Origin of the sequence: Nocardia sp. GCM10030253 (assembly GCF_042675075.1) — a bacterium.
In the GTDB taxonomy this organism is placed as follows: Bacteria; Actinomycetota; Actinomycetes; order Mycobacteriales; family Mycobacteriaceae; genus Nocardia.
Map to the genome: position 1 here is coordinate 247,418 of NZ_JBHTDL010000005.1, position 19,265 is coordinate 266,682.

The following is a 19,265-nucleotide window of genomic DNA, read 5'->3' on the forward strand; positions in this document are numbered from 1 at the left end:
TCCGTGCGAAATCAGAGAGGAAACCCAGCCATCGTTGTTTTACCGCATCTGGGCCTTCGGGGTGACGAACTGTGCAAACTCGTTGCCGGACACGAGGATCAGGCACGCAGATAGTGACCGAGCCGAACCAGTGCCGCCTCGATGTCCGCGGTGGCTCCCGCAAACGAGAAGCGCACTGTCCGATGTCCGGCGGCGGTGTCGAAGTCGATGCCGGGCGCGAGCGCGACACCGGTGTGGTCGAGCACGTCCGCGCACCACTTCCTGGCGTCGTCGGTGAGGTGGCCGATGTCGGCATACGCGTAGAAGGCGCCGTCGGCCGGCGCCAGGTCGGTGATGCCGAGTTCGGCAAGCCCGTCGAGCAGCAGCCGCCGGTTCACCGCATAGCGCCGGACATGCCCGTCGAGCTCGGCCTTCGCCTCGGCTCCGAACGCGTGCAGCGCCGCGTACTGCGAAATAGCGGGCGGGCACACAGTCATGTTCGAGGCAAGCCGCTGCAGCGCGGGTCGCAACCCACTCGGCGCGAGCATCCAGCCCAGGCGCCAGCCGGTCATCGAGAAGTACTTCGACACCGAGCCGATCACCACCGATTCGCGGGAGGTCTCCCATGCCGACGAAGTGTCCGCGGTATCACCCGCGTAGGTGATGCCGTGGTAGATCTCGTCGGAGATCAGCAGCGTCCCGTGTGCGTCGCACCAGCGAGCCAGGGCGGCGAGTTCGGCGGGATCGATCATGGTGCCGGTCGGATTGGCCGGGCTGGCCACCACCAGACCCGCGGGCGGCTCCGGCAGCGCCTCCAGCATGGCCACGGTCGGCTGGAACCGGGTCTCCGCGCGGCAATCGAGCTCGACAACGCGGCAACCGAGCGCGCCCAAGGTGTTTCGGTAGGCCGGATAGCCGGGACGGGCCACCACGACCGTGTCGCCGGCATCGAAGGCGGCGAGGAAGATGAGGGTGAAAGCGCCCGAGGATCCGGTCGTCACCACCACGTCGTCGGCGTCGACCTGGTATCCGTAGGTATCGCGGTGATGCTCGGCGATCGCCTCCCGCAACGGGAGAATGCCGAAAGTCTCTGTGTAGCCCAGCAATTCGGAATCGATTGCTTCCTTCGTCGCACGCAGCACCGGGGCGGGTGCTGGCGTCGAAGGTTGCCCGGCCGCGAGCACCAGCACGTCACCGTGCGATCTGGCCCGCTCCGCGGCAGCTTTCCAGACATCCATCACGTAAAAAGGTGGAATGGTCGACCGGCGAGATTCTCTGGACACCCGACAGACGGTAGAGCACACTCTTCCGTCCGGTCGGGGCTATGGTCGGGTTAATGCTTGATAAAGCTCGCCGCGCTGGGCTGGAACGCGTACGTGGAGTGGGTGGCATCGGGGTCATTCCGCCGGATTGGCGTGCCAAGCTGCCGCAACGACCCAAGCGCGACCTCATGGCGGACCTGGGCGTCCTGCGCCGACGAGCCGAACGCGAACTGCACGATCTGCGCCAGCGACCGCGGCCCGACCTACGCAAGCTCTGGCAGCAGCGGCTCGAGCCCGACTATCGCGCGCTCTTGCGCAAACATCGGATCCTGATCGCCGGACTCTGCGTGACGGCGATGTTCGCGGCCGCCGATTCGTCGTTCACCTGGGGTGTCACCGACCGCGTTCCCGGGACCGGCGAAGCGCAACGCGTCGCCTTCCCCTACCCGCTGCAGATGCAGTCGACCCCACCGTCGGTGCGCAGGTACCTCAACGCGATCGCCAACGGCGAGTTGCTCCGTGAGCAGGCGGTGGTCGCGGCCGCCGCGCGCAGCACCCTGGAACGCGCCAAGGCCGAGGCCGCCGCCGCGGTAGCAGGGGAACGGCAGCCGTGGATGACCGGCAGCGCGCCGGTGTCACCCGGCTCGGCCCTGCCCGGCATCACCGGCTTCACGCTGCCGACCCGCGGCATCTTCACCTCCGCATTCGGTTCCCGCTGGGGCACTTTCCACAACGGCATCGATATCGCGGGCCCGATCGGCACGCCGATCTACGCCGTCGCCAACGGCACCGTCATCGACGCGGGCCCGGCCCAGGGATTCGGACTATGGGTGCGCATCCGCCACGACGACGGCACCATCACGGTCTACGGACACATGTACGACTTCTTCGTGTCCGTCGGCGAGCGCGTCCCGGCGGGCATGCAGATCGCCCGCATGGGCAACCGCGGCGACTCCAGCGGTCCGCACCTGCACTTCGAGGTCATCCTCGACGGCAGGCACGTCGACCCCCAGCAATGGCTGGCGATCCACGGCCTCACCTTCGGCTGACGCGCGTCAGACCGTGATTCGGTCCTCGACAGCGGCAAGGCCGATGTCGGTGCGGTAGTGGCTGCCGGGAAGTTTGATCGAGGCGATGCGTTCGTAGGCGTGTGTGCGGGCTTCGGACAGGTCGGCGCCGATGCCGACAACGCTGAGGACGCGACCGCCCGCGGAGACCAGTGCGCCGTCCTCGCGCTGCGCGGTTCCGGCATGTAGCACGGCGGAGTCGCCTCGGTCACCGTCACCCGCGCCGGTGATGACGTCCCCGATGCGCGGCCGGCCCGGGTAGTTTTCGGCGGCGATCACCACGGTGATGGCGGAACCGTCACGCCAGCGCGGTGCGTCGACCTGGGCCAGGGTGCCGGTGGCGGTGGCGTTCAGCAGCTCGGCGAGCGGGCTTTCCAGCAGCGCGAGCACCGCCTGCGTCTCGGGGTCACCGAAGCGGCAGTTGAACTCCACCACGGCCGGGCCTGCGGTGCCGATCGCCAGACCCGCGTAGAGCAGGCCGGAGAAAGCGCTGCCGCGCCGCACCAGTTCGGCGGCGACCGGCTTGACCACGTCCTCGACGATCGCGGTGACCGTCTCCTCCGGCAGCCACGGCAGCGGCGTGTAAGCGCCCATGCCGCCGGTATTCGGTCCGGTGTCGCCGTCGCCGACCCGCTTGTGGTCCTGCGCGGGCAGCAGCGGTACCACTGTCTCCCCGTCGACCAGGCAGAACAGCGAAACCTCCGGCCCGTCGAGGAAAGATTCCAGCAGCACCGGGTGGCCGTTCTCGAGCAGTTCGGCGCCGTGGTCGCGGGCCGCGTGCCGGTCGGCTGTCACCACGACGCCCTTGCCCGCGGCCAGACCGTCGTCCTTCACCACCCAGGTGGGGCCGAAGCGGTCGAGCGCGGCATCGAGCTCGGCCGGAGTGTCCACGATCTCGCTGTGCGCGGTGCGTACCCCGGCCGCCGACATAACGTCCTTGGCGAAGGCCTTGGAGCCCTCGATCCGCGCGGCCGCGGCGGAGGGACCGAAGCAGGCGATGCCCGCCGCCCGCACCGCGTCCGCGACTCCGAGCACCAACGGCACTTCGGGGCCGATCACCACGAGATCCACGGCCAGCTCGGTGGCCAGTGTGACGACGTCCTCGGCCGAGCACGGATCGACAGGGCGGATCTCGGCATGCTGGGCGATCCCGGCATTGCCCGGTGCCGCGTATAGCGCGTTCACCGCGGGGTCCCGGCGCAGCGCCAGGACGAGGGCATGTTCACGGGCTCCGGAACCGATGACGAGTACGCGCACGGCCATCAGCTTAAAGTGTGCCGATTCCAGCTCGACCGGTAGTCGGCGGAGTGAACATACGACATCAGTTGTCGCCTTCACCGCCGCCGGTGAAACGGACGGGGATGATGGTTTGGGAGAGAACCGGTGCGGGCGCAGCGGCCAGCACCCCGCACCCAGACCGCGCAAAGGACGTGCAACCGATGGGTCTGATCGACGGACTGATGGGCAATGCCGGGCGGATCGATCCCGGCCAGGCACAAACGGAATACGCGAAACTTCTCGGCAACGGTGAACAGATCTACGCCGCGTATCTGCTTGTGCGCGATGCCATCCTGTTCACCAACCGACGACTGATCCTCGTCGATAAGCAGGGTCTTTCCGGCCGAAAAGTGAGCTACCACAGCGTCCCCTACCGGGCGATCACCCACTTCTCGGTGGAAACGGCTGGCACCTTCGACCTGGATGCCGAACTCGCCATCTGGATCTCCGGCTCGAACGAGCCGATTCAGAAGCGCTTCAACCGCCAGGTCGATATCTATGAGGTGCAGGGCATCCTGTCGCATTTCGTCGCGGTGTAGGTCGCGTCGGCGAGTCACAGTTTCAGAGTGGCGTCGACAGCAAGCCGCCCGGCGACACCCGCCGGTCGACCTGAAGGCTTGCGCGTAGCCTGCGGGCATGGGTTCTGTTTTCAGTGCGATCATCGACGGTCAACTGCCGGGCCGATTCGTCTGGGAGGACGACGAATTCGTCGGTTTCCTCACCATCGCTCCGGTCACCCCCGGTCACACCCTCGTGGTGCCCCGCAAGGAAATCGACCAGTGGCAGGACGTCGACGCCGATACCTTCGCTCGGTTGAACGGCGTCGCTCAGAAGATCGGGCAGGCGGTGCGGCGGGCGTGGGATGCGCCGCGTGCCGGACTGCTCATCGCGGGCCTCGAGGTACCGCATCTGCACGTGCACGTCTTCCCGGCATTCACCATGGGCAACTTCGATATCTCCGGTGCCGACCACCACCCCTCCCCCGAATCGCTCGACGAGGCGCAGGCCAGGATCAAGCAGGCGCTGCGCGACCTGGGCCACGGCGCGAACGTTCCCGACTGAGAGCAAAGGGCGGCCAGTGCGCAAAGATGCGCACTGGCCGCCCTTTTCGATGGAGCCTCCTGTCAGGATTGAACTGACGACCTTTCGCTTACAAGGCGAGTGCTCTACCACTGAGCTAAGGAGGCGGGAAAGCGGTGACCATCATAACCGGGCGCGCCGACTGCGTGACACCGCATTACGGTGCCACGCAGCGACACTTCGGTCGAGCGTCCCGGCGCAGTATCTAGGTACCGCGGGTCAGGACTTGGCGCCCTGTCGGGCCGCGTCATCGGCGGCCATCGCGTCACGCAGGCTCTTCGGACGCATATCGGTCCAATTCTTTTCGACGTACTCGACGCAGGCAGCGCGGCTGTCCTCGCCGAAGACGACTCGCCATCCGGCCGGAACCTCCGCGAAGGCCGGCCACAGCGAATGCTGCTCTTCGTCGTTGACCAGGACGAAGAAGCGGCCGTCTTCGTCATCGAAGGGGTTGGTGCTCAATTTCACCTCACTGGATACTGGCGCATGTACGGGATGGGCTCCTGGGCCCGTCCGCCGCTGCTGGAGCGTCGGAAGTCCCCGAGCGTTGTGTCGACCCTAGCAAGGTAGACGTTACGTGTTGGCAGTTACCTCAGGCCCCGAAAAAATCGAGCAGGATCTTGTTCACCGCTTCGGGGCGCTCCAGATAGCCGAAATGGCCCGCATCGGGAACTTCCTGGTAGCGCCCACCCGGAATCACCTCGGCGATCTCGCGCGACAGATAGGGCGGGATCATCCGATCATCGGCGAACCCGATGGACAGACAGGGCACCGTGATGCCCCGGTAGGCCTGCACTCTGTCGAAGTCGTGGTCCATCCGGCGCTGCGCGCGGATACCCGGGGTCACCGGGCCGCCGGTGAACTCGAACAGGTCCAGCCAGTCGCGGGCGGAGTTCGGATCGGCCAGCGTCGCGGGCGATAGGTTCATCACGGCCGTCACCGCGGCCTCGTACTTCGCGGGCAGCTTCACGCCGCTGGCGTCGAGCTCGTGCTCACCGAGCGAGAGCGTCTTCTGAAACTGGTCCAGGCGTCCGTGACCGGCCATGAACACGGCCTTGCGCACCAGATCAGGGCGAGCGAGCGCCAATTCCTGGGCCACCCGCGCCCCCATCGAGGTACCGACGACCAGCGCGGGACCCTCGCCGAGCAGTTCGATGAGCCCGGCGGTGTCGGCGGCCAGTTGATCGATGGTCATGCCGGTCGCGGCCTCGAAAGATGGTGCGATACCGCGGTTGTCGAAGGTGCACACGCGATATCCCGCGGCGATCAGCGCCGGAACCTGATGCAGCTCCCAGACCCGTCCCGGGCTGCCGGTGCCCATGATCATCACCACAAGCGGCGCCGATCCCGGTGTATCCGTTCCCTTGGTTCGGTCGCCCTTGACCTGGTAGTTGAGTGAAATTCCGTTCACCGTGGCCAGCGGCATCTTCGAACCCTTTCCGTGGAGTGGTGCTGCGCCCCCACGGTATAGGGACCGCCGGGCCCGCGCACCGACCGGGCGAACAGGTATCCCGGGTGCGGCGCGCCGCCACCAGGTCCGGATACCATTGACTACTCGCACGTACGAGCGTAACGAGCCGGGAGGACAAGAAGATGGCCGCGAAGGGCAGCGCGAACGACATCGCGGACGACGATCTGGAACCACTCGCCGACGAGACCGCCCGCCAGGCGCAGCGCGTCGTCGCTGCGTACGCGGAGGACGCGGACGAGTGCCGGATGCTGTTGTCGATGCTCGGCATCGCACCGAACGCCCGAGTCGAGTAGCGACCGAGTCGACCAACTCGAGCTCGACGACAACGGCGCCGTCGACGAAACCCAATAACTGCAGCGGGAAAAGCGACGCGCAAAGGATGCGTGAGTGGACCAGATGACTGACCAGCCGTCCGAAGACTCCGAGCACGCCTTACCAGAGCTCGCCCTACCAGAGCAATTGCCTGATGCCGCCGAGTTCGAAGCGACGGCCACCGGTCGCGCCGAGACCGACGGCGCCGGTTCCGGTTTCGTCGTCGTCGCCAATCGACTCCCGGTAGACCTGGAACGACTGCCCGACGGCACCACACGATGGAAGCGCAGCCCCGGCGGCCTGGTCACCGCGCTGGAGCCGGTACTGCGCAACAACAAGGGGGCCTGGGTCGGCTGGGCGGGCGTACCCGACATCGAGGTCGACCCGATCATCGAGGACGGGCTCGAGCTGCACCCGGTGCCGCTGACCGCCCAAGAGGTCTCCCACTACTACGAAGGCTTCTCCAACGGCACGCTGTGGCCGCTCTACCACGATGTGATCGTGCGGCCGGTCTACGACCGGACATGGTGGACCGCATACGTACAGGTGAACCGCCGCTTCGCCGAGGCGACCGCGAAGGTGGCCGCCGAGGGCGCCACCGTGTGGGTGCAGGACTACCAGCTACAGCTGGTGCCCAAGATGCTTCGCATGCTGCGACCCGATCTGACCATCGGCTTCTTTCTCCACATCCCGTTCCCCCCGGTCGAGTTGTTCATGCAGATGCCGTGGCGGGCCGAGATCATCGACGGTCTGCTCGGCGCCGACCTGATCGGATTCCACCTGCCGGGCGGCGCGCAGAACTTCTTGTATCTGGCCAGGCGGCTGGCCGGGCAACCCACCTCCCGAGGCACCGTCGGCGTGCGCTCCAAACTCGGTGTGGTGCAGGTCGGTTTCCGCACGGTCCGGGTCGGCGCGTTCCCGATCTCGATCGCCTCGGCCGAACTCGACGAGTATTCCCGGCGCAGGTCGGTCCGGGAACGTGCCGCGAAGATCCGCGCCGAGCTGGGCAACCCGAAGAACATCCTGCTCGGCGTCGACCGCCTCGATTACACCAAGGGCATCGACATCCGACTGGGGGCACTGGAGGAACTGCTGGTCGAGGGCCGGATCGATCCGACGGAGACGGTCATGGTGCAGCTGGCGACGCCGAGCCGTGAACGGGTGGAGAGCTACATCCAGATGCGTGGCGACATCGAGCGCCAGGTCGGCCGGATCAACGGCGAGTTCTCCCAGGTCGGCCACCCCGTGGTGCATTACCTGCACCGCCCCATCCCCCGCGACGAACTCATCGCCTTCTTCGTGGCCGCGGACGTCATGCTGGTTACCCCGCTGCGCGACGGCATGAACCTGGTCGCGAAGGAATACGTGGCCTGCCACAGCGGCCTCAACGGCGCCCTCGTCCTGAGCGAATTCACCGGCGCCGCAGCTGAATTGCGCCAATCCTACCTGTGCAACCCGCACGACTTGGACAGCGTGAAGGACGCCATCGTCTCCGCACTGGAGGACGACCGTGATACCAAACGCCGCCGCATGCGCTCATTGCGCCGCCAAGTCCTCGCCCACGACGTGGAACGTTGGGCCCGCTCCTTCCTGGACGCACTGGCTCAGGACCAGGTCGCGGGCAGCGCGCTGCTCACCGACGACGACGTCTACCCGGAATCCCGCTCACCGCGCAGGTGACTGCGAGCATCGCCCCAACGCACCCACTCGCCACGACACCGTCTTCCGAGCGAAGCGAGACCGAGCACTAGAGTTCGCGGCCCGTCTCGCGTCCGAGCGGGCGAAGCGCATGCGCCGAAGGCGCGAGTCTCGCCCGCTCGGACGCGAGACCAAGGGGGCCGCGAACACGCGGTGCCGAAGGCACCGCCAAAAAGACACAGCCATCTCCCAGCTTGGGTCCAGGGAGTTCCCAGGCGGGTGTCGGACGATGAACCGATGAGCGCGCCGTCGGAGAGCACACCCGAGGCTCGGGTCCTTGTGGTGGACGACGAGCCGATGATCGTGGAGTTGCTGTCGGTGAGTCTGCGTTATCAGGGGTTCGAGGTCGACACCGCGGTCGATGGCGCGCAAGCGCTCGACAGGGCGCGCAGCTTCCGCCCGCAGGCCCTGATCGTCGATGTGATGATGCCGGGGATGGACGGCTTCGGGCTGTTGCGCAGGCTGCGCGCCGACGGCGTCGACGCGCCTGTGCTGTTCCTCACCGCACGCGACGAGGTGCAGGACAAGGTCGCCGGGCTCACCCTCGGCGCCGACGACTACATCACCAAGCCGTTCAGCCTCGAGGAAGTGGTGGCGCGGCTGCGGGTGGTGCTGCGCCGGTCGGGTCACCACACGCCGGTGCGAGAGAGTTCGCGAATCCGGTTCGAGGACATCGAACTCGACGACGACACCCACGAGGTGTGGAAGGCAGGCGAGCCGGTTCCGTTGTCCCCCACCGAGTTCACGCTGCTGCGCTACTTCATGGTGAACGCGGGCACGGTGCTGAGCAAGCCGCGCATTCTGGATCACGTGTGGCGCTACGACTTCGGCGGTGAGGTCGGCGTCGTGGAGACCTATGTGTCCTATCTACGCAAGAAAGTCGATACCGGAGATGAGCGACTGATTCACACGCTGCGGGGTGTCGGCTATGTGATGCGCACACCGAACCGCGCGCGACAGGCCGAGAAGTGACAAACGCGCGGATCCGGAAAGCCCGTCGCAGACTGACGCGCACCTGGTCGGCGATCCCACTGCGCGTGACATTGGTGCTCGCCCTGGTTGTCCTGGCCGGGCTCGGCCTGCTGGCCTCCGCGATGGTTGTCACCTCCGCGTTGGAGGATTCGCTGATGCGCCGGACCGATCAGCAATTGCGGGACGCCTCGATGGCATGGATGCGGCCGCCGCGACCGCTACCACCGAACCTTCCGATCGCCTTCTATATCCGTTCCGAACCGAACTCCGACAAGGGCGTCCACCTCGAGACCCGACCGTTCAATGTGGACGCCGAACCCGAGCTGCCGAGTCCGCCGCCGTGGCGGACGGATCGCGATCCCCCACCGGGTGTCGTAGGCATCACCAAGCCCGCCACGGTCGGCTCCAAGAACGGAGCGTCGGTCCAGTGGCGGGCCATGACAGTGAAAACGCAGGACGCCACCACGACGGTGGCCGTACCGCTCACCCAGAACATCGAGACGGTGCGCCGCCTGATCATGCTGCAACTGATCGTGGGCGCCGCGGTCCTCGCCGCACTCGCGGTGGCCGCCTACTTCGTGATCCGGCGCAGCCTGCGGCCGCTGCGCGGGGTCGAGAAGACCGCCGCCGCGATCGCCGCGGGCGACCTCACTCGCCGAGTTCCGGTGCGCGGCACCAATACCGAGGTCGACCGACTGTCCCAATCGCTCAACGGCATGCTCGCCCAGATCCAGCATGCCTTCGCGGCGACCGAGGCCTCGGAGTCCGCGGCCCGCCGCTCCGAGGCGAAGATGCGGCGCTTCATCGCCGACGCGAGCCACGAACTGCGCACGCCGCTGACCACGATTCGCGGCTTCGCCGAGCTCTATCGCCAGGGCGCGACCACCGACCCCGCCCTGTTCATGGAGCGAATCGAGCGCGAGGCCCAACGAATGGGCCTACTGGTGGAGGACCTCCTGATGCTGGCCCGCCTTGACGCGCAGCGCCCGCTGGAGCAGGGCCCCGTCGATCTACTCGCCCTCGCGAGCGATGCCGTGCACAATGCGCGCGCGATGGCCGCCGCCGCGGACCCGGACGGACCGCGCCGCTCCATCGAGCTGGAAATCCGTTCCGGTGCAGGCACATTGGAGGTGAACGGCGACGAAGAGCGGCTGCGCCAGGTGCTGGCCAACCTGCTGAACAACGCACTCACCCACACCCCACCGGACGCCTCGGTGCAGGTCCGGCTTACGCCCGAGTTCGACGAAATCGTGCTGGAGGTCGCCGACACCGGTCCCGGCCTCCCCGAGGACCAGGCCGATCGAGTCTTCGAACGCTTCTATCGCACCGACACCTCACGCACCAGAGCCAGCGGCGGCACCGGCCTCGGCCTGTCGATCGTGCAGGCTTTGATTGCCGCACACCGGGGCACGGTGAGTGTCGAAAGCGCCCCGGGCGAAGGCACCACCTTCACCGTGCGACTGCCCCGGGAAATGTAAGCGCGACAAGCACTTAGGGGGCTACCGCCAGGTATTCGACTCACTCACCGCAAGGCGGCGGAGTGGCTGGTGAGCCCTACTCATGGCATCCTGAGCGGCTCAGACCGGCGTGACCTGGGAAACCAGCCAGTTGTCGTCGCTCTTGTCCACAGTCACCCGGACACGGCTGCCGGTGGATGTGCCCTGCGGCGATTCCTGACTGGTGGTGACCTGGTTGAGGAAGATCAGGACAACGGCGCGCGAGCGGTCGGCGGAAACCACACCGCGAGCCACGGTGGTCGCCTTGACGCTGAGCTGTTTTTCCTTGGCGCCCGGCGCGATGGCCTGCTGGATCAGCTTCAAGTAGTCCTCGCGGAAACTCGCCGAGAGCTGATCGGCCGCCTTCGGCAGTTCGGTGTCCACGGTCTTGTAGTCGTAGGTGAACATCGCCGATACCGTGTGGTCCGCCGCGGCCACCGCTTCGGCGCGGGACTGCTCGGACTGCCGATCATCCCAGTATCGGAATCCGTTGATACCGGCCACAATCCCCGCGACGACCACGATGACGGCCGTGGCGAGCAGCAGGATCTTGCCTCGTAGTTCACTCATCCCACGAACTCCACGTTGGACGCGGACAGCCCGGAACCGTTGCGGGTCACGGTGACCCGGAACCGGTAGAACCGCGTCTGCGGCTCGGCCTGACCCGCATTGGTCAGTGTCTGTTTGGCGGCGACCAGGATCTTCGCCGAATCTTCGTCGTCGCTCTCGACCGCGGCCTCCACGATCTCGCCATTGGAGACGACCTTGGCTTCTTTCACGATGCTGAGGAACGGGTCGACCCGACCATCGAACTCGGTCTTGAACTGGCCCGAGGCCACCGAAAGGATCCGGTCGATGTCTTCCTTGGCCGAGTCGGCCCGGATGGTGGTGAGGTTGAGAATCGCCTGCCGCGCGGTCTGGGTGTATTCGGTGCGGCGGGCATCGCGGTCGTCGACGGACTTCATCGCCACGACCGACCAGCCCGCGCCGACCACGGCGGCGACGGCGACCAGGGCGCACGCGGCCGCGGCCAGGACGCGGGTACGCCCGGAACGGGCCTTCGCTTCCCCGGCCTGCTCGGAAGCATCCGGCTCATCGGCGTCTTTCGCGGTTTCCGACGATGATTTGCCCAGGTCGACCGGTCGGCCCTCGGCCGGTGTCGAATCGACGTCCGACGCGGTCGATGTCGCAGAAGACGTCTCGACGGCGGCGGCAGCCGCGACCCCCTCGGATCCGGTCCCGGCAGCCGTGGTGCCGAGCGCCGCGGCGCGAGCGGAAAAGGCCTTGGCGACCGACGGCATCGAGCCTGCGGTTTTCGCTGACTCGGCCGGTGACGCCGACCCGCCGGGCGTCTCGGTCTCCTCGACCGGAGGCCCCGCTGAGCGCACCGCGCGACGCCGCGCGCGGTGCGTATCTTCGTTGATCTCATTCATCGTTGCTGCTCCTCGAGCATTGCCTGCCAGCTCGACGGTACCGTGCCTGATCCGTCGGGCCCGACGTCGCCTTGTCGGTAAGTGCGCCCGTCCGTGCCGAGGTAAACGCCGGTCGACGGGTCATACGGCCTGGCAGCCGCTGGTGTCCCGCCACCGTAGCTCGCGGGAGCGACCGGCACCGCGGCAGGCGCGACAGGTGCGCTCGCGGGCGCCACCGGCTGCACCGGACCGAACGGCGGGTTGTTCCCTAACGGCACATACCCGGTGCGGCACAGCTCGGGGGTCGGAGCGCGCACGCCGGGGAATTCCATACACGGGGTGTTGCGGATACCGCGCACCTCGATGGGTGAATCCTGCGGCACCTTGCAGTACAGACCGGGCGGGGTACCGATGGAATCCAGCTCGCTCGGCGAGCGGCGCTCATTCGCGGGCAGAAACCCGGTGGTGCAGGCGGGCGGATCGTTGATCACCGCCATGAAGTCGACCATCACGCCGTATTCCATCGGTCCGCGGATGATGGTTTCCAGTGCCGCGATCAGCGGCGGGAAGACCACCAGGAGTTGTTCCACACCAGCGTGATACGTGACAGCCAGCTGGCTGACGCTCACCAGATTGCGCAACAACAGCGGCAGTGTCGGTTTCAGGTCGTTGAACTGTGCGCTGACCCGCTGCATCGCGGCGGGACCGTCCCGCAGCAGATTGCGCAACGCCGGATCGTGCGCGCGCAATTGGTCGGTCACCGTGGCCAGATCGCTTGTCCACGAACGAATAGCCGCATCGGACTGCGTTTGGGTGTCGAGCAGCGGGCCGATCTGATCCAGCAGCTTCTTGGTCGGTTCCGCGCTGTTCTGCGCTTCCTGCACCAGCAGGGCCGCGGAATCGATGAACCGCTGCAAGTCCGGGCCCGCACCGTTGAAGGCCTGGAATGCCTCGTCGATCACCTGGCGCAGCCTGGTGTCGGCGACGCTGGACAGCAGCCGGTCGCTCTGGTCGAGCAGCGATCCGACATCCTGCGGCAGCTTGGTGCGCTGCACCGGAATCACGGAGCCGTCGACCAGGTTTCCGCCCTTCGGCTGCTCGACGGGCACCAGGTCGACGTACTGCTCGCCGATCGCGGAAACGCTACGTACCCAGGCATCCACGTCGGCCGGGATCTTGTAGTCGCTGTCGATGGACAGTTTCGCCTCGACACCGTCCGAGGTCAGCCGAACTTCCTTGACCACACCGACATTCGTACCGCGATAAGCGACGTTGGCCGTCTGGTAGAGGCCGCCGGTCGCCTCGAGCTGGACGATCACGTCATACCGTCCGATGCCGAACATCGCAGGCAGCTTGACGTACATACCGCCCATCACCACGAGGCCGATCACCGTGAGCACGGCGAAGATCGACAGCTGGATGCGGACGAATCGGGTGAGCGTCATCGTCCCGGACTCCCTTGTGGCGCAGTGGCTCCCGGCAACGGCACGGTCAACCCTGGAATGGCGGGCAGCCCCGGTATCGGCGGCAGGCCGGGCAGCGTCGGAGTCGGCTGGCTCTGGGCGGGCGGCGGCTGCAGCGGCCCGGTCGCCGGGTTTCCGCTCTGCGTGGCCGTATTGGGTGCGAAGCCGCCGAGCACGCCTTCGACGCCGCCGAACCGACCACCGAGCGGTGTTCCGGTGAGCCAGTTGGTATCCAGCCGCTTCGCGGTCAGATCCATGGTGATGTACAGGTTGAGGTAGTCGCCCTTGATCGCGTTGCCGAGGTTCTTCATCGGGAACGGGAAGGTGGGCAAGATCTTGAGCGCCTCGATGAGATTGTTGCCGGTATCGGCCAGCGTCTGCACCACCGGCGCGAGGCTGCGCAGATTCGACTTCAGGTCCTCACCGCTCGCGGCGACGATCCGAGACGTGACATCGCTCAGCTCACCGAGCGCGGTGATCGCCGCGGCGATGTTCGCGGTGCGGTCGGCGAGCACGGTGAGCGCGGGGTGGATCTGCTCGATGGCGGTGGCCAGCACCGTGCGCTGCTGGACCAGTTGGCCGCCGAGGCGATCCAACCCGCTCATCGCCGCGATGATGTCGTTGCGCTGCGCGTCGAGATTGGTGGTGAGCTCGGCCAGCTGCGGCAGCAGATCGCGGATGTCGTTCTCGCGGCCGTGCAGCGCCGCATTGAGTTCGCGGGTAATCGTCTCCAGCTGCGAGATGCCACCGCCGTTGAGTACCACCGACAAGGATGAAAGGACCTGCTCGGTGGTCGGGTAGATGCCTGCCCGCTCCAGCGGAATGACGTCGCCGCCGCGCAGTCGACCCTGCGGCGCGACATCGGTCGGTGCGGCCAGCTCGAGATGGTTGCTGCCGAGCAAGCTGGTCTGACCGATCTTCGCGACCGCGTTGGCCGGTAGCTGCACATCGGGATTGAGCGAGACGGTGACCAGCGCGTGCCAGCCTTGCACCTCGATCTTGGACACCGTCCCGACCGTCACATCGTTGACGCGGACCGGCGAATTCCGCGTCAGCGTCGTCACATTCGGCATCTGGATACGCACCGAATAGGAGCCGTCGGCGGTCCCCTCGGTGCCCGGCATCGGCAGCGAGTTCAGGCCGTCCCACTGACAGCCGGAGACACCGAGTGCTACCGCGATGCCCACGGCGAGCGCACCCATCCTGCGTGTCGAACGCGGTCGCTTCATCGCCCTCCTCCCGGAATAGCCAGTCCCTCTAGCCCACTCGGCACGGTCACCGGCGCCTGCTGCGGCGCGGACGATGGCGCCCGCGCCGCCAGGCTCGGTGGGCTGTACACCAGCTGGTTCGGGAACGCGGTCACGCTGGAGGCCGGATTAAGCAGGATCGGTGCGTAATTCATGGCCAGCGAGCTGATCACGGGAGCCAGATATTGGGCACACAGATCGGCGGAGCGGTCGGAATCATTGGCCTCGAGTGCCCGGATCGATCCGCACAGGAAGCTGAGCGGATCCGCGGTGTTGTTCAGCGCGACGGCTCCGGTGACCGTGCCGGTGGCGGGCTTGTAGATCTGATAGAAGTTCACCAGCGCCGTCGGTCCCGAGTGCAGCACCCGTTCCAACTCCGGTCGCTTGTCCACCAGTAACTGCGTGACATCGGCGAGCCGCTGTACGCCTTCGGTGAGTTCGGCGCCGCTGCCCTCGAGGAATCGCTTCACATCCGCGAGTGCCGTGTCCAGATTGTCCAGTCCGGCACCGAGATCCGCGGAGTTGGCCGCGAGTACCGAGGCCACCGAGGCGAGCCTGCCGCCGAACTGCACGATCTGCTCGTTGCTCGCCGAGAGCACCTCGACAAACTTCTGCAGATTGCGGATGGTGCCGAAAAGGTCGGTGCGGCCGTCCGACAGCGTGCTCAACGTCGCCGACAGCTCCCGCAGCGTATCGCGCAGCTTCTGGCCGTTGCCGTCCAAATTGTCGGCGGCGGTATTGACGAAGCGGCCGAACGAACCCTGCGTGTCACTGCCGACCGGCCCCAGAGTTGTTGCCAACTTGGACAGTTCGGCCTTGATGTCGTCCCACTCGACGGGCACCGCAGTGCGGTCGATGCCGATCTCCGCGCCGTCGCCCAGCTTCGGCCCACCGGTGTAGGCGGGCGCCAACTGGATGAACCTGGCCGACACCAATGACGGCGAAATGATCACCGCGCGTGCGTCGGCGGGGATATCGACACCCCGATCGAGGCTCACCCGCACCTGCACCCGGTCGCGGCCCGGCTCGATCGAATCGATGCGGCCGACCTTGACTCCGAGGACGCGCACATCGTCGCCCGCGTACAACCCCGTCGTCGACGGGAAGTACGCGGTGATCGTCGTTTTCCCGATTCGGGTGATGCCGGTGTACGCACCGGCCAGAACCAGGGCGGCGACCAGCACTCCCGCGACGACCAGCACCCAGCGCGGTAGTTTCCGAACACTAGCCAGCATGGTCATCGCGGCGGCTCCTGGACTGCGGGTCCGATCGAGGGCCCTGGGTTCGTGAAGATATTGCGCAGGTCCTCCGGGAGATGCTCCGGCCACACCAAGGCGTCGACGAGCGGCTGCAACTCAGTACTGGACGCGTTCACCACGTAGGCGTTGAACCAGGGTCCGTTGCCGACCTGTTCACCGAGCGCCGCCGCGTACGGTCCGAGTCCGTCGAGCGCCTCGCTGATGTTCTGCTTGTTGCGCTGCAGCAATGCAAGCACCGAATTCAGCTTGTCCAGAGCGGGTTTCAGCTGCGCCTCGTTGTCGGCCACCAGACCGGACAGCTGCTGGGACACCCCGTTCACATACACGATCAGCTGCCCGATCGCGCCACGGCGCCGATCCAGCTCGCCGAGCAGGTCGTTGCCGTCCAGGAGCAGCGCACTGATCTGGTTGCTCCGGTCGGCGAGGATCTTCGTGACGTTCTGCGCACGGGCCAACAGCTCCGACAGCGCCTGATCACGCGCATTGATGCTGCGCGACAAGGCAGTCACCCCGTCCAACGCGGAACGCAGCGGGGCGGGGGTATCGGCAAATGTTTCCGAGAGCGCATCGAGGGTTTTGTCGACCTGGTCCATATCCAGCCCCTGCACCGTGCGACCGAGGTCGCCGAGCGCGTCGTTGAGCGAATACGGGGAGGTGGTGCGCTCCAACGGAATCGTGTCGTCGGCACGCAACGCGCCCGAACCTTCCGGCGCCACCTCGAGCGATTTGCGGCCGAGCACGGTGTTCGTCTTGATCGCTGCGGAGGTCTTCTGACCCAACACGATCGACTCGTCGAGGGTGAACCGGACCAGCACCTTGTCGCCGTCCAGGTGGACATCCTCCACTCGGCCCGAGCGCACACCGGCGACCTGCACCGGGTCGCCGGGTACCAGACCGCCGGCATCGCCGAAGTACGCCGTGAAGGTCGCACCGCCACGGATGAACGGGAGCCGGTCGAATTGCAGTGCCGACAGAGCCACCGCGATCGCGACAACAATGCCGACGATGCCGATGGTGATGCCAGGTGATCGCTTCTCGTTCATGGGTTCGGCGCACACCTTCCGGTCGTCTGCTCACCGGGCAGGTTGACCTGTAACTGCTTGCCGTCCGGACCATCGATGAGCATGTTCGTGCCACAGACGTAGAGCTGCAGGAACGAGCCGTAGGCGCCGATACGAATCAGCTGCTTGTAGGTAGCGGGCAGTCGCTCCAGCACCCACTGCACGGTGTCGGAGCCGTCATCGAGGTTGGTGGCCAGGCGACCGGTCTGCTCGAGGGTGCTGCGCAGATCCGGGCGCGCCTGACCGAGCAGGTCGGTGAGATCACGCGTGGCTCCGGCGATTCGGGGCAGCGCGTCACCGATCGGGTCCCGCTCGGCGGCCAAACCACTGACCAGGCGCTGCAATTCCTCGAGTGTGGTGGCGAACTGGTCACCGCGCTGGTCGATGGTCTGCAACACCGTATTCAGGTTGTTGATCACGCTACCGATCAACTCGTCCCGTTCGGCCAGGGTTTTGGCGAACGAACCGCCGCTGTTCAGCAGCTGCACCAGCGTGCCGCCCTGACCTTGGAAGATCTGCAGCAACGCACTCGTCAGGTCGTTGACCTGCCCGGGATCGAGGCCACGGATCAGCGGCTTGAATCCGCCGAGCAGCATGTCCAGGTCCAGCGCGGGCGCGGTCTGCTCCTTGCCGATGGTGCCGCCGTCGGCGAGCACCTGCGTCGAGCCGGGCCCTTCGAACAGCTCCATGTACCGGTCACCGACCAGGTTTTCGTACTTGATCGTCGCGCGGGTGCTCGCGAGCAGCCGGTACTTGCGGTCGACGTCGAATTCGACGTGCGCCAGATCGTCCTTGCCCACCTTGATCGAGGTGACCGAGCCGACCGGCACCCCGGCGATGCGCACCTTCGAGCCGGGCAGCATCCCCGACGAGCTGGTGAATACCGCGTGGTACCCGTACTCCCGCGAGAAACGCATCTGGCTGAACACGATTGCCAACCCGGCGAAGACCAGCGTCATCACCACGGTGAAGATAGCCAATTTGACTGTCGTTGCGGTGTTCTTCACAGCGCGCCCACCCCCGGGAGCCCGGCGAACAGCAGCTGGAACACCCTGGGTGCTTCGTTGAGCCGCGGCGAACCTGTGTTCGGCTGGTACACCGTGCCCTCGCTGGTATCGGTGACGACATAGTCGGCGTGGCTGCCGGGCACGCGGTTCACGACGCCGTCGCAGTGCACGCCGCCGGTGGCATTCACCTTCGGCAGATCATCCGGATAGGTGTAGGGCTTGGCGCCGAACATGAAGTTGGTGTTCATCCCGATGCCGGGCTTCCGGCCACCGAACATCTCCTCGGCAATCGGCATCAACGGCCCGATGCCATTGACGAGGCAGCCGAGCGCGGGGGCGTACTCCCACAGCAGACTGGTCGTCGGCACCAGCAGATCCAGCGCGGTAACGAGCTGATTCTCGTTCTCCCGCAACACCGAACCGGTGGTGTCGGCCAGGCCGATCAGATTCACAAGCACGTTGTCCAGGCTGCTCTGCTCGTCGACGAACGTATTGCTCGTCGTGATGAGGTTTTCCACCGTGCGCAGCAGGTCGGGAACGGTGTCGGCGTACAGGTTGGTGACATCGGCCGTCTTGATCAGATCCTGTTGCAGCGTAGGCAGATACGGGTTGATGTCCTTCAGGTACGCATCGCTGCGCGAGAGCAGCTCGCCCAGCTTCTGACCCCGCCCTTCCAGCGCGGTGCCGAGCGCGGACATCGTCGCGTTCAGCTTCTCCGGCTCGATCTTGTTGAGCAGATCGGACAGGTGCTGGAACAGCGTGTTGAACTCGACGGTCACCGCGGCGGCCGTGACGGTCGCGCCCGGCTTCAGCGGGGTCGACGAGGGCTGCTGCGGCACGGTGAAGTTGATGTACTTGGCGCCGAATACGGTGGTAGACCGGATGTCTACGCCCGCGTTGGACGGAACCAGTTTCAGCAGTTCGGGATCCACCGCGAGCTTCAGCTCGGCGCCATCGCCGGTCTGGTCGATCGCCGCGACTCGGCCGATCTCCACCCCGCGTACCTTCACTTTGGCGTCTGGGTCCAGGACGAGACCGCTACGCGGTGCGTCGACCGTGACGGTGACCGTCCGAGTGAATCCACCCACGAACATGATCATCGCGACGGCGGAAATGGCGACCAAGGTCAGCACCATCGCGGCGCCGGCCAGTTTCAGGCCGAGCCCACCGCGCATGGCTGCCGCCAGGCCGCTTGCTGTTT

Annotated in this window: 19 protein-coding genes and 1 tRNA gene; 7 read left to right on the plus strand and 13 right to left on the minus strand. The window is 66.4% G+C overall.

Annotation, left to right across the window (positions count from 1 at the left end):
• Positions 1-98: 98 nt before the first annotated feature.
• The gene (locus ACFQZZ_RS09480; RefSeq protein WP_378676982.1) at positions 99-1,262 is read right to left on the minus strand and encodes a pyridoxal phosphate-dependent aminotransferase; all 1,164 of its coding nucleotides are present in this window, start codon (positions 1,260-1,262) and stop codon (positions 99-101) included.
• Positions 1,263-1,315: 53 nt separating this feature from the next.
• Here ACFQZZ_RS09480 and ACFQZZ_RS09485 point away from each other — a divergent pair, with 53 nt between their 5' ends.
• A complete protein-coding gene (locus ACFQZZ_RS09485) occupies positions 1,316-2,290 on the plus strand; it encodes a M23 family metallopeptidase (RefSeq protein WP_378676984.1) in 975 nt (324 codons plus the stop codon).
• A gap of 6 nt (positions 2,291-2,296) precedes the next feature.
• Here ACFQZZ_RS09485 and purD read toward each other — a convergent pair whose 3' ends face one another.
• Positions 2,297-3,565, minus strand: a complete 1,269-nt coding sequence (gene purD, locus ACFQZZ_RS09490; RefSeq protein WP_378678308.1) for a phosphoribosylamine--glycine ligase — start codon at positions 3,563-3,565, stop codon at positions 2,297-2,299.
• Between the two features lie 182 nt (positions 3,566-3,747).
• On the opposite strand from purD, the gene ACFQZZ_RS09495 reads away from it, so the two are divergent.
• Together ACFQZZ_RS09495 and ACFQZZ_RS09500 are read left to right on the plus strand one after the other, a co-directional pair.
• A complete protein-coding gene (locus tag ACFQZZ_RS09495; protein ID WP_378676985.1) occupies positions 3,748-4,125 on the plus strand; it encodes a PH domain-containing protein in 378 nt (125 codons plus the stop codon).
• A 97-nt stretch (positions 4,126-4,222) separates the two neighbouring features.
• Positions 4,223-4,648: an HIT family protein gene (locus tag ACFQZZ_RS09500; protein WP_378676988.1), complete on the plus strand. Its 426-nt coding sequence runs from the start codon at positions 4,223-4,225 to the stop codon at positions 4,646-4,648.
• A 50-nt stretch (positions 4,649-4,698) separates the two neighbouring features.
• Here ACFQZZ_RS09500 and ACFQZZ_RS09505 read toward each other — a convergent pair.
• The 3 genes from ACFQZZ_RS09505 to ACFQZZ_RS09515 form a co-directional block, all read right to left on the minus strand.
• Positions 4,699-4,773, minus strand: a tRNA-Thr gene (locus ACFQZZ_RS09505).
• Positions 4,774-4,885: 112 nt separating this feature from the next.
• Positions 4,886-5,128, minus strand: a complete 243-nt coding sequence (locus tag ACFQZZ_RS09510; protein ID WP_327112110.1) for an MbtH family protein — start codon at positions 5,126-5,128, stop codon at positions 4,886-4,888.
• 130 nt (positions 5,129-5,258) lie between these two features.
• Entirely contained in the window at positions 5,259-6,092 is an 834-nt protein-coding gene (locus ACFQZZ_RS09515) for an alpha/beta fold hydrolase (RefSeq protein ID WP_378676990.1), read from the minus strand.
• Positions 6,093-6,259: 167 nt separating this feature from the next.
• Here ACFQZZ_RS09515 and ACFQZZ_RS09520 point away from each other — a divergent pair, with 167 nt between their 5' ends.
• The 4 genes from ACFQZZ_RS09520 to ACFQZZ_RS09535 all read left to right on the plus strand — a co-directional run bounded on the left by ACFQZZ_RS09520 (position 6,260) and on the right by ACFQZZ_RS09535 (position 10,597).
• On the plus strand, positions 6,260-6,430 hold the full coding sequence (locus tag ACFQZZ_RS09520; RefSeq protein ID WP_378676993.1) for a hypothetical protein: 171 nt from the start codon (positions 6,260-6,262) through the stop codon (positions 6,428-6,430).
• Positions 6,431-6,524: 94 nt separating this feature from the next.
• Complete coding sequence (locus ACFQZZ_RS09525; protein WP_378676996.1) at positions 6,525-8,129, plus strand: trehalose-6-phosphate synthase; 1,605 nt, start codon at positions 6,525-6,527, stop codon at positions 8,127-8,129.
• A gap of 255 nt (positions 8,130-8,384) precedes the next feature.
• Positions 8,385-9,119 carry a response regulator transcription factor gene (locus ACFQZZ_RS09530; RefSeq protein ID WP_378676999.1) on the plus strand — a complete coding sequence of 245 codons (735 nt, stop codon included), beginning with the start codon at positions 8,385-8,387 and terminating at the stop codon, positions 9,117-9,119.
• Complete coding sequence (locus ACFQZZ_RS09535; protein ID WP_378677001.1) at positions 9,116-10,597, plus strand: sensor histidine kinase; 1,482 nt, start codon at positions 9,116-9,118, stop codon at positions 10,595-10,597. The genes ACFQZZ_RS09530 and ACFQZZ_RS09535 overlap by 4 nt, the downstream gene beginning before the upstream one ends.
• A 99-nt stretch (positions 10,598-10,696) precedes the next feature.
• Here ACFQZZ_RS09535 and ACFQZZ_RS09540 read toward each other — a convergent pair whose 3' ends face one another.
• The 8 genes from ACFQZZ_RS09540 to ACFQZZ_RS09575 are packed head-to-tail and all read right to left on the minus strand — an operon-like array spanning position 10,697 to position 19,239.
• The gene (locus tag ACFQZZ_RS09540) at positions 10,697-11,185 is read right to left on the minus strand and encodes a h domain protein (protein WP_378677004.1); all 489 of its coding nucleotides are present in this window, start codon (positions 11,183-11,185) and stop codon (positions 10,697-10,699) included.
• Positions 11,182-12,048 carry a hypothetical protein gene (locus ACFQZZ_RS09545; RefSeq protein WP_378677006.1) on the minus strand — a complete coding sequence of 289 codons (867 nt, stop codon included), beginning with the start codon at positions 12,046-12,048 and terminating at the stop codon, positions 11,182-11,184. The genes ACFQZZ_RS09540 and ACFQZZ_RS09545 overlap by 4 nt, the downstream gene beginning before the upstream one ends.
• Positions 12,045-13,472, minus strand: a complete 1,428-nt coding sequence (locus ACFQZZ_RS09550; RefSeq protein WP_378677008.1) for an MCE family protein — start codon at positions 13,470-13,472, stop codon at positions 12,045-12,047. Before ACFQZZ_RS09550 ends, ACFQZZ_RS09545 begins: the two co-directional genes overlap by 4 nt.
• Positions 13,469-14,719, minus strand: a complete 1,251-nt coding sequence (locus ACFQZZ_RS09555; RefSeq protein ID WP_378677011.1) for an MCE family protein — start codon at positions 14,717-14,719, stop codon at positions 13,469-13,471. The genes ACFQZZ_RS09550 and ACFQZZ_RS09555 overlap by 4 nt, the downstream gene beginning before the upstream one ends.
• Positions 14,716-15,978, minus strand: coding sequence for an MCE family protein (locus ACFQZZ_RS09560; protein ID WP_378677014.1), 1,263 nt, complete (start codon positions 15,976-15,978; stop codon positions 14,716-14,718). The genes ACFQZZ_RS09555 and ACFQZZ_RS09560 overlap by 4 nt, the downstream gene beginning before the upstream one ends.
• Complete coding sequence (locus ACFQZZ_RS09565; protein ID WP_378677017.1) at positions 15,975-17,039, minus strand: MCE family protein; 1,065 nt, start codon at positions 17,037-17,039, stop codon at positions 15,975-15,977. Before ACFQZZ_RS09565 ends, ACFQZZ_RS09560 begins: the two co-directional genes overlap by 4 nt.
• On the minus strand, positions 17,036-18,064 hold the full coding sequence (locus ACFQZZ_RS09570; protein ID WP_378677020.1) for an MCE family protein: 1,029 nt from the start codon (positions 18,062-18,064) through the stop codon (positions 17,036-17,038). Before ACFQZZ_RS09570 ends, ACFQZZ_RS09565 begins: the two co-directional genes overlap by 4 nt.
• Positions 18,061-19,239, minus strand: a complete 1,179-nt coding sequence (locus ACFQZZ_RS09575; RefSeq protein ID WP_378678313.1) for an MCE family protein — start codon at positions 19,237-19,239, stop codon at positions 18,061-18,063. The genes ACFQZZ_RS09570 and ACFQZZ_RS09575 overlap by 4 nt, the downstream gene beginning before the upstream one ends.
• Positions 19,240-19,265: the final 26 nt, after the last annotated feature.

Bases quoted from the DNA above. Each gene is read 5' to 3' on its own strand.
- ACFQZZ_RS09540 (WP_378677004.1), bottom strand. From the start codon at position 11,185: ATGAGTGAACTACGAGGCAAGATCCTGCTGCTCGCCACGGCCGTCATC.
- ACFQZZ_RS09565 (WP_378677017.1), bottom strand. From the start codon at position 17,039: ATGAACGAGAAGCGATCACCTGGCATCACCATCGGCATCGTCGGCATT.
- ACFQZZ_RS09500 (WP_378676988.1), top strand. From the start codon at position 4,223: ATGGGTTCTGTTTTCAGTGCGATCATCGACGGTCAACTGCCGGGCCGA.
- ACFQZZ_RS09530 (WP_378676999.1), top strand. From the start codon at position 8,385: ATGAGCGCGCCGTCGGAGAGCACACCCGAGGCTCGGGTCCTTGTGGTG.
- ACFQZZ_RS09550 (WP_378677008.1), bottom strand. From the start codon at position 13,472: ATGACGCTCACCCGATTCGTCCGCATCCAGCTGTCGATCTTCGCCGTG.
- ACFQZZ_RS09555 (WP_378677011.1), bottom strand. From the start codon at position 14,719: ATGAAGCGACCGCGTTCGACACGCAGGATGGGTGCGCTCGCCGTGGGC.
- ACFQZZ_RS09545 (WP_378677006.1), bottom strand. From the start codon at position 12,048: ATGAATGAGATCAACGAAGATACGCACCGCGCGCGGCGTCGCGCGGTG.
- ACFQZZ_RS09520 (WP_378676993.1), top strand. From the start codon at position 6,260: ATGGCCGCGAAGGGCAGCGCGAACGACATCGCGGACGACGATCTGGAA.
- ACFQZZ_RS09495 (WP_378676985.1), top strand. From the start codon at position 3,748: ATGGGTCTGATCGACGGACTGATGGGCAATGCCGGGCGGATCGATCCC.
- ACFQZZ_RS09560 (WP_378677014.1), bottom strand. From the start codon at position 15,978: ATGACCATGCTGGCTAGTGTTCGGAAACTACCGCGCTGGGTGCTGGTC.
- ACFQZZ_RS09515 (WP_378676990.1), bottom strand. From the start codon at position 6,092: ATGCCGCTGGCCACGGTGAACGGAATTTCACTCAACTACCAGGTCAAG.
- ACFQZZ_RS09485 (WP_378676984.1), top strand. From the start codon at position 1,316: ATGCTTGATAAAGCTCGCCGCGCTGGGCTGGAACGCGTACGTGGAGTG.
- ACFQZZ_RS09575 (WP_378678313.1), bottom strand. From the start codon at position 19,239: ATGCGCGGTGGGCTCGGCCTGAAACTGGCCGGCGCCGCGATGGTGCTG.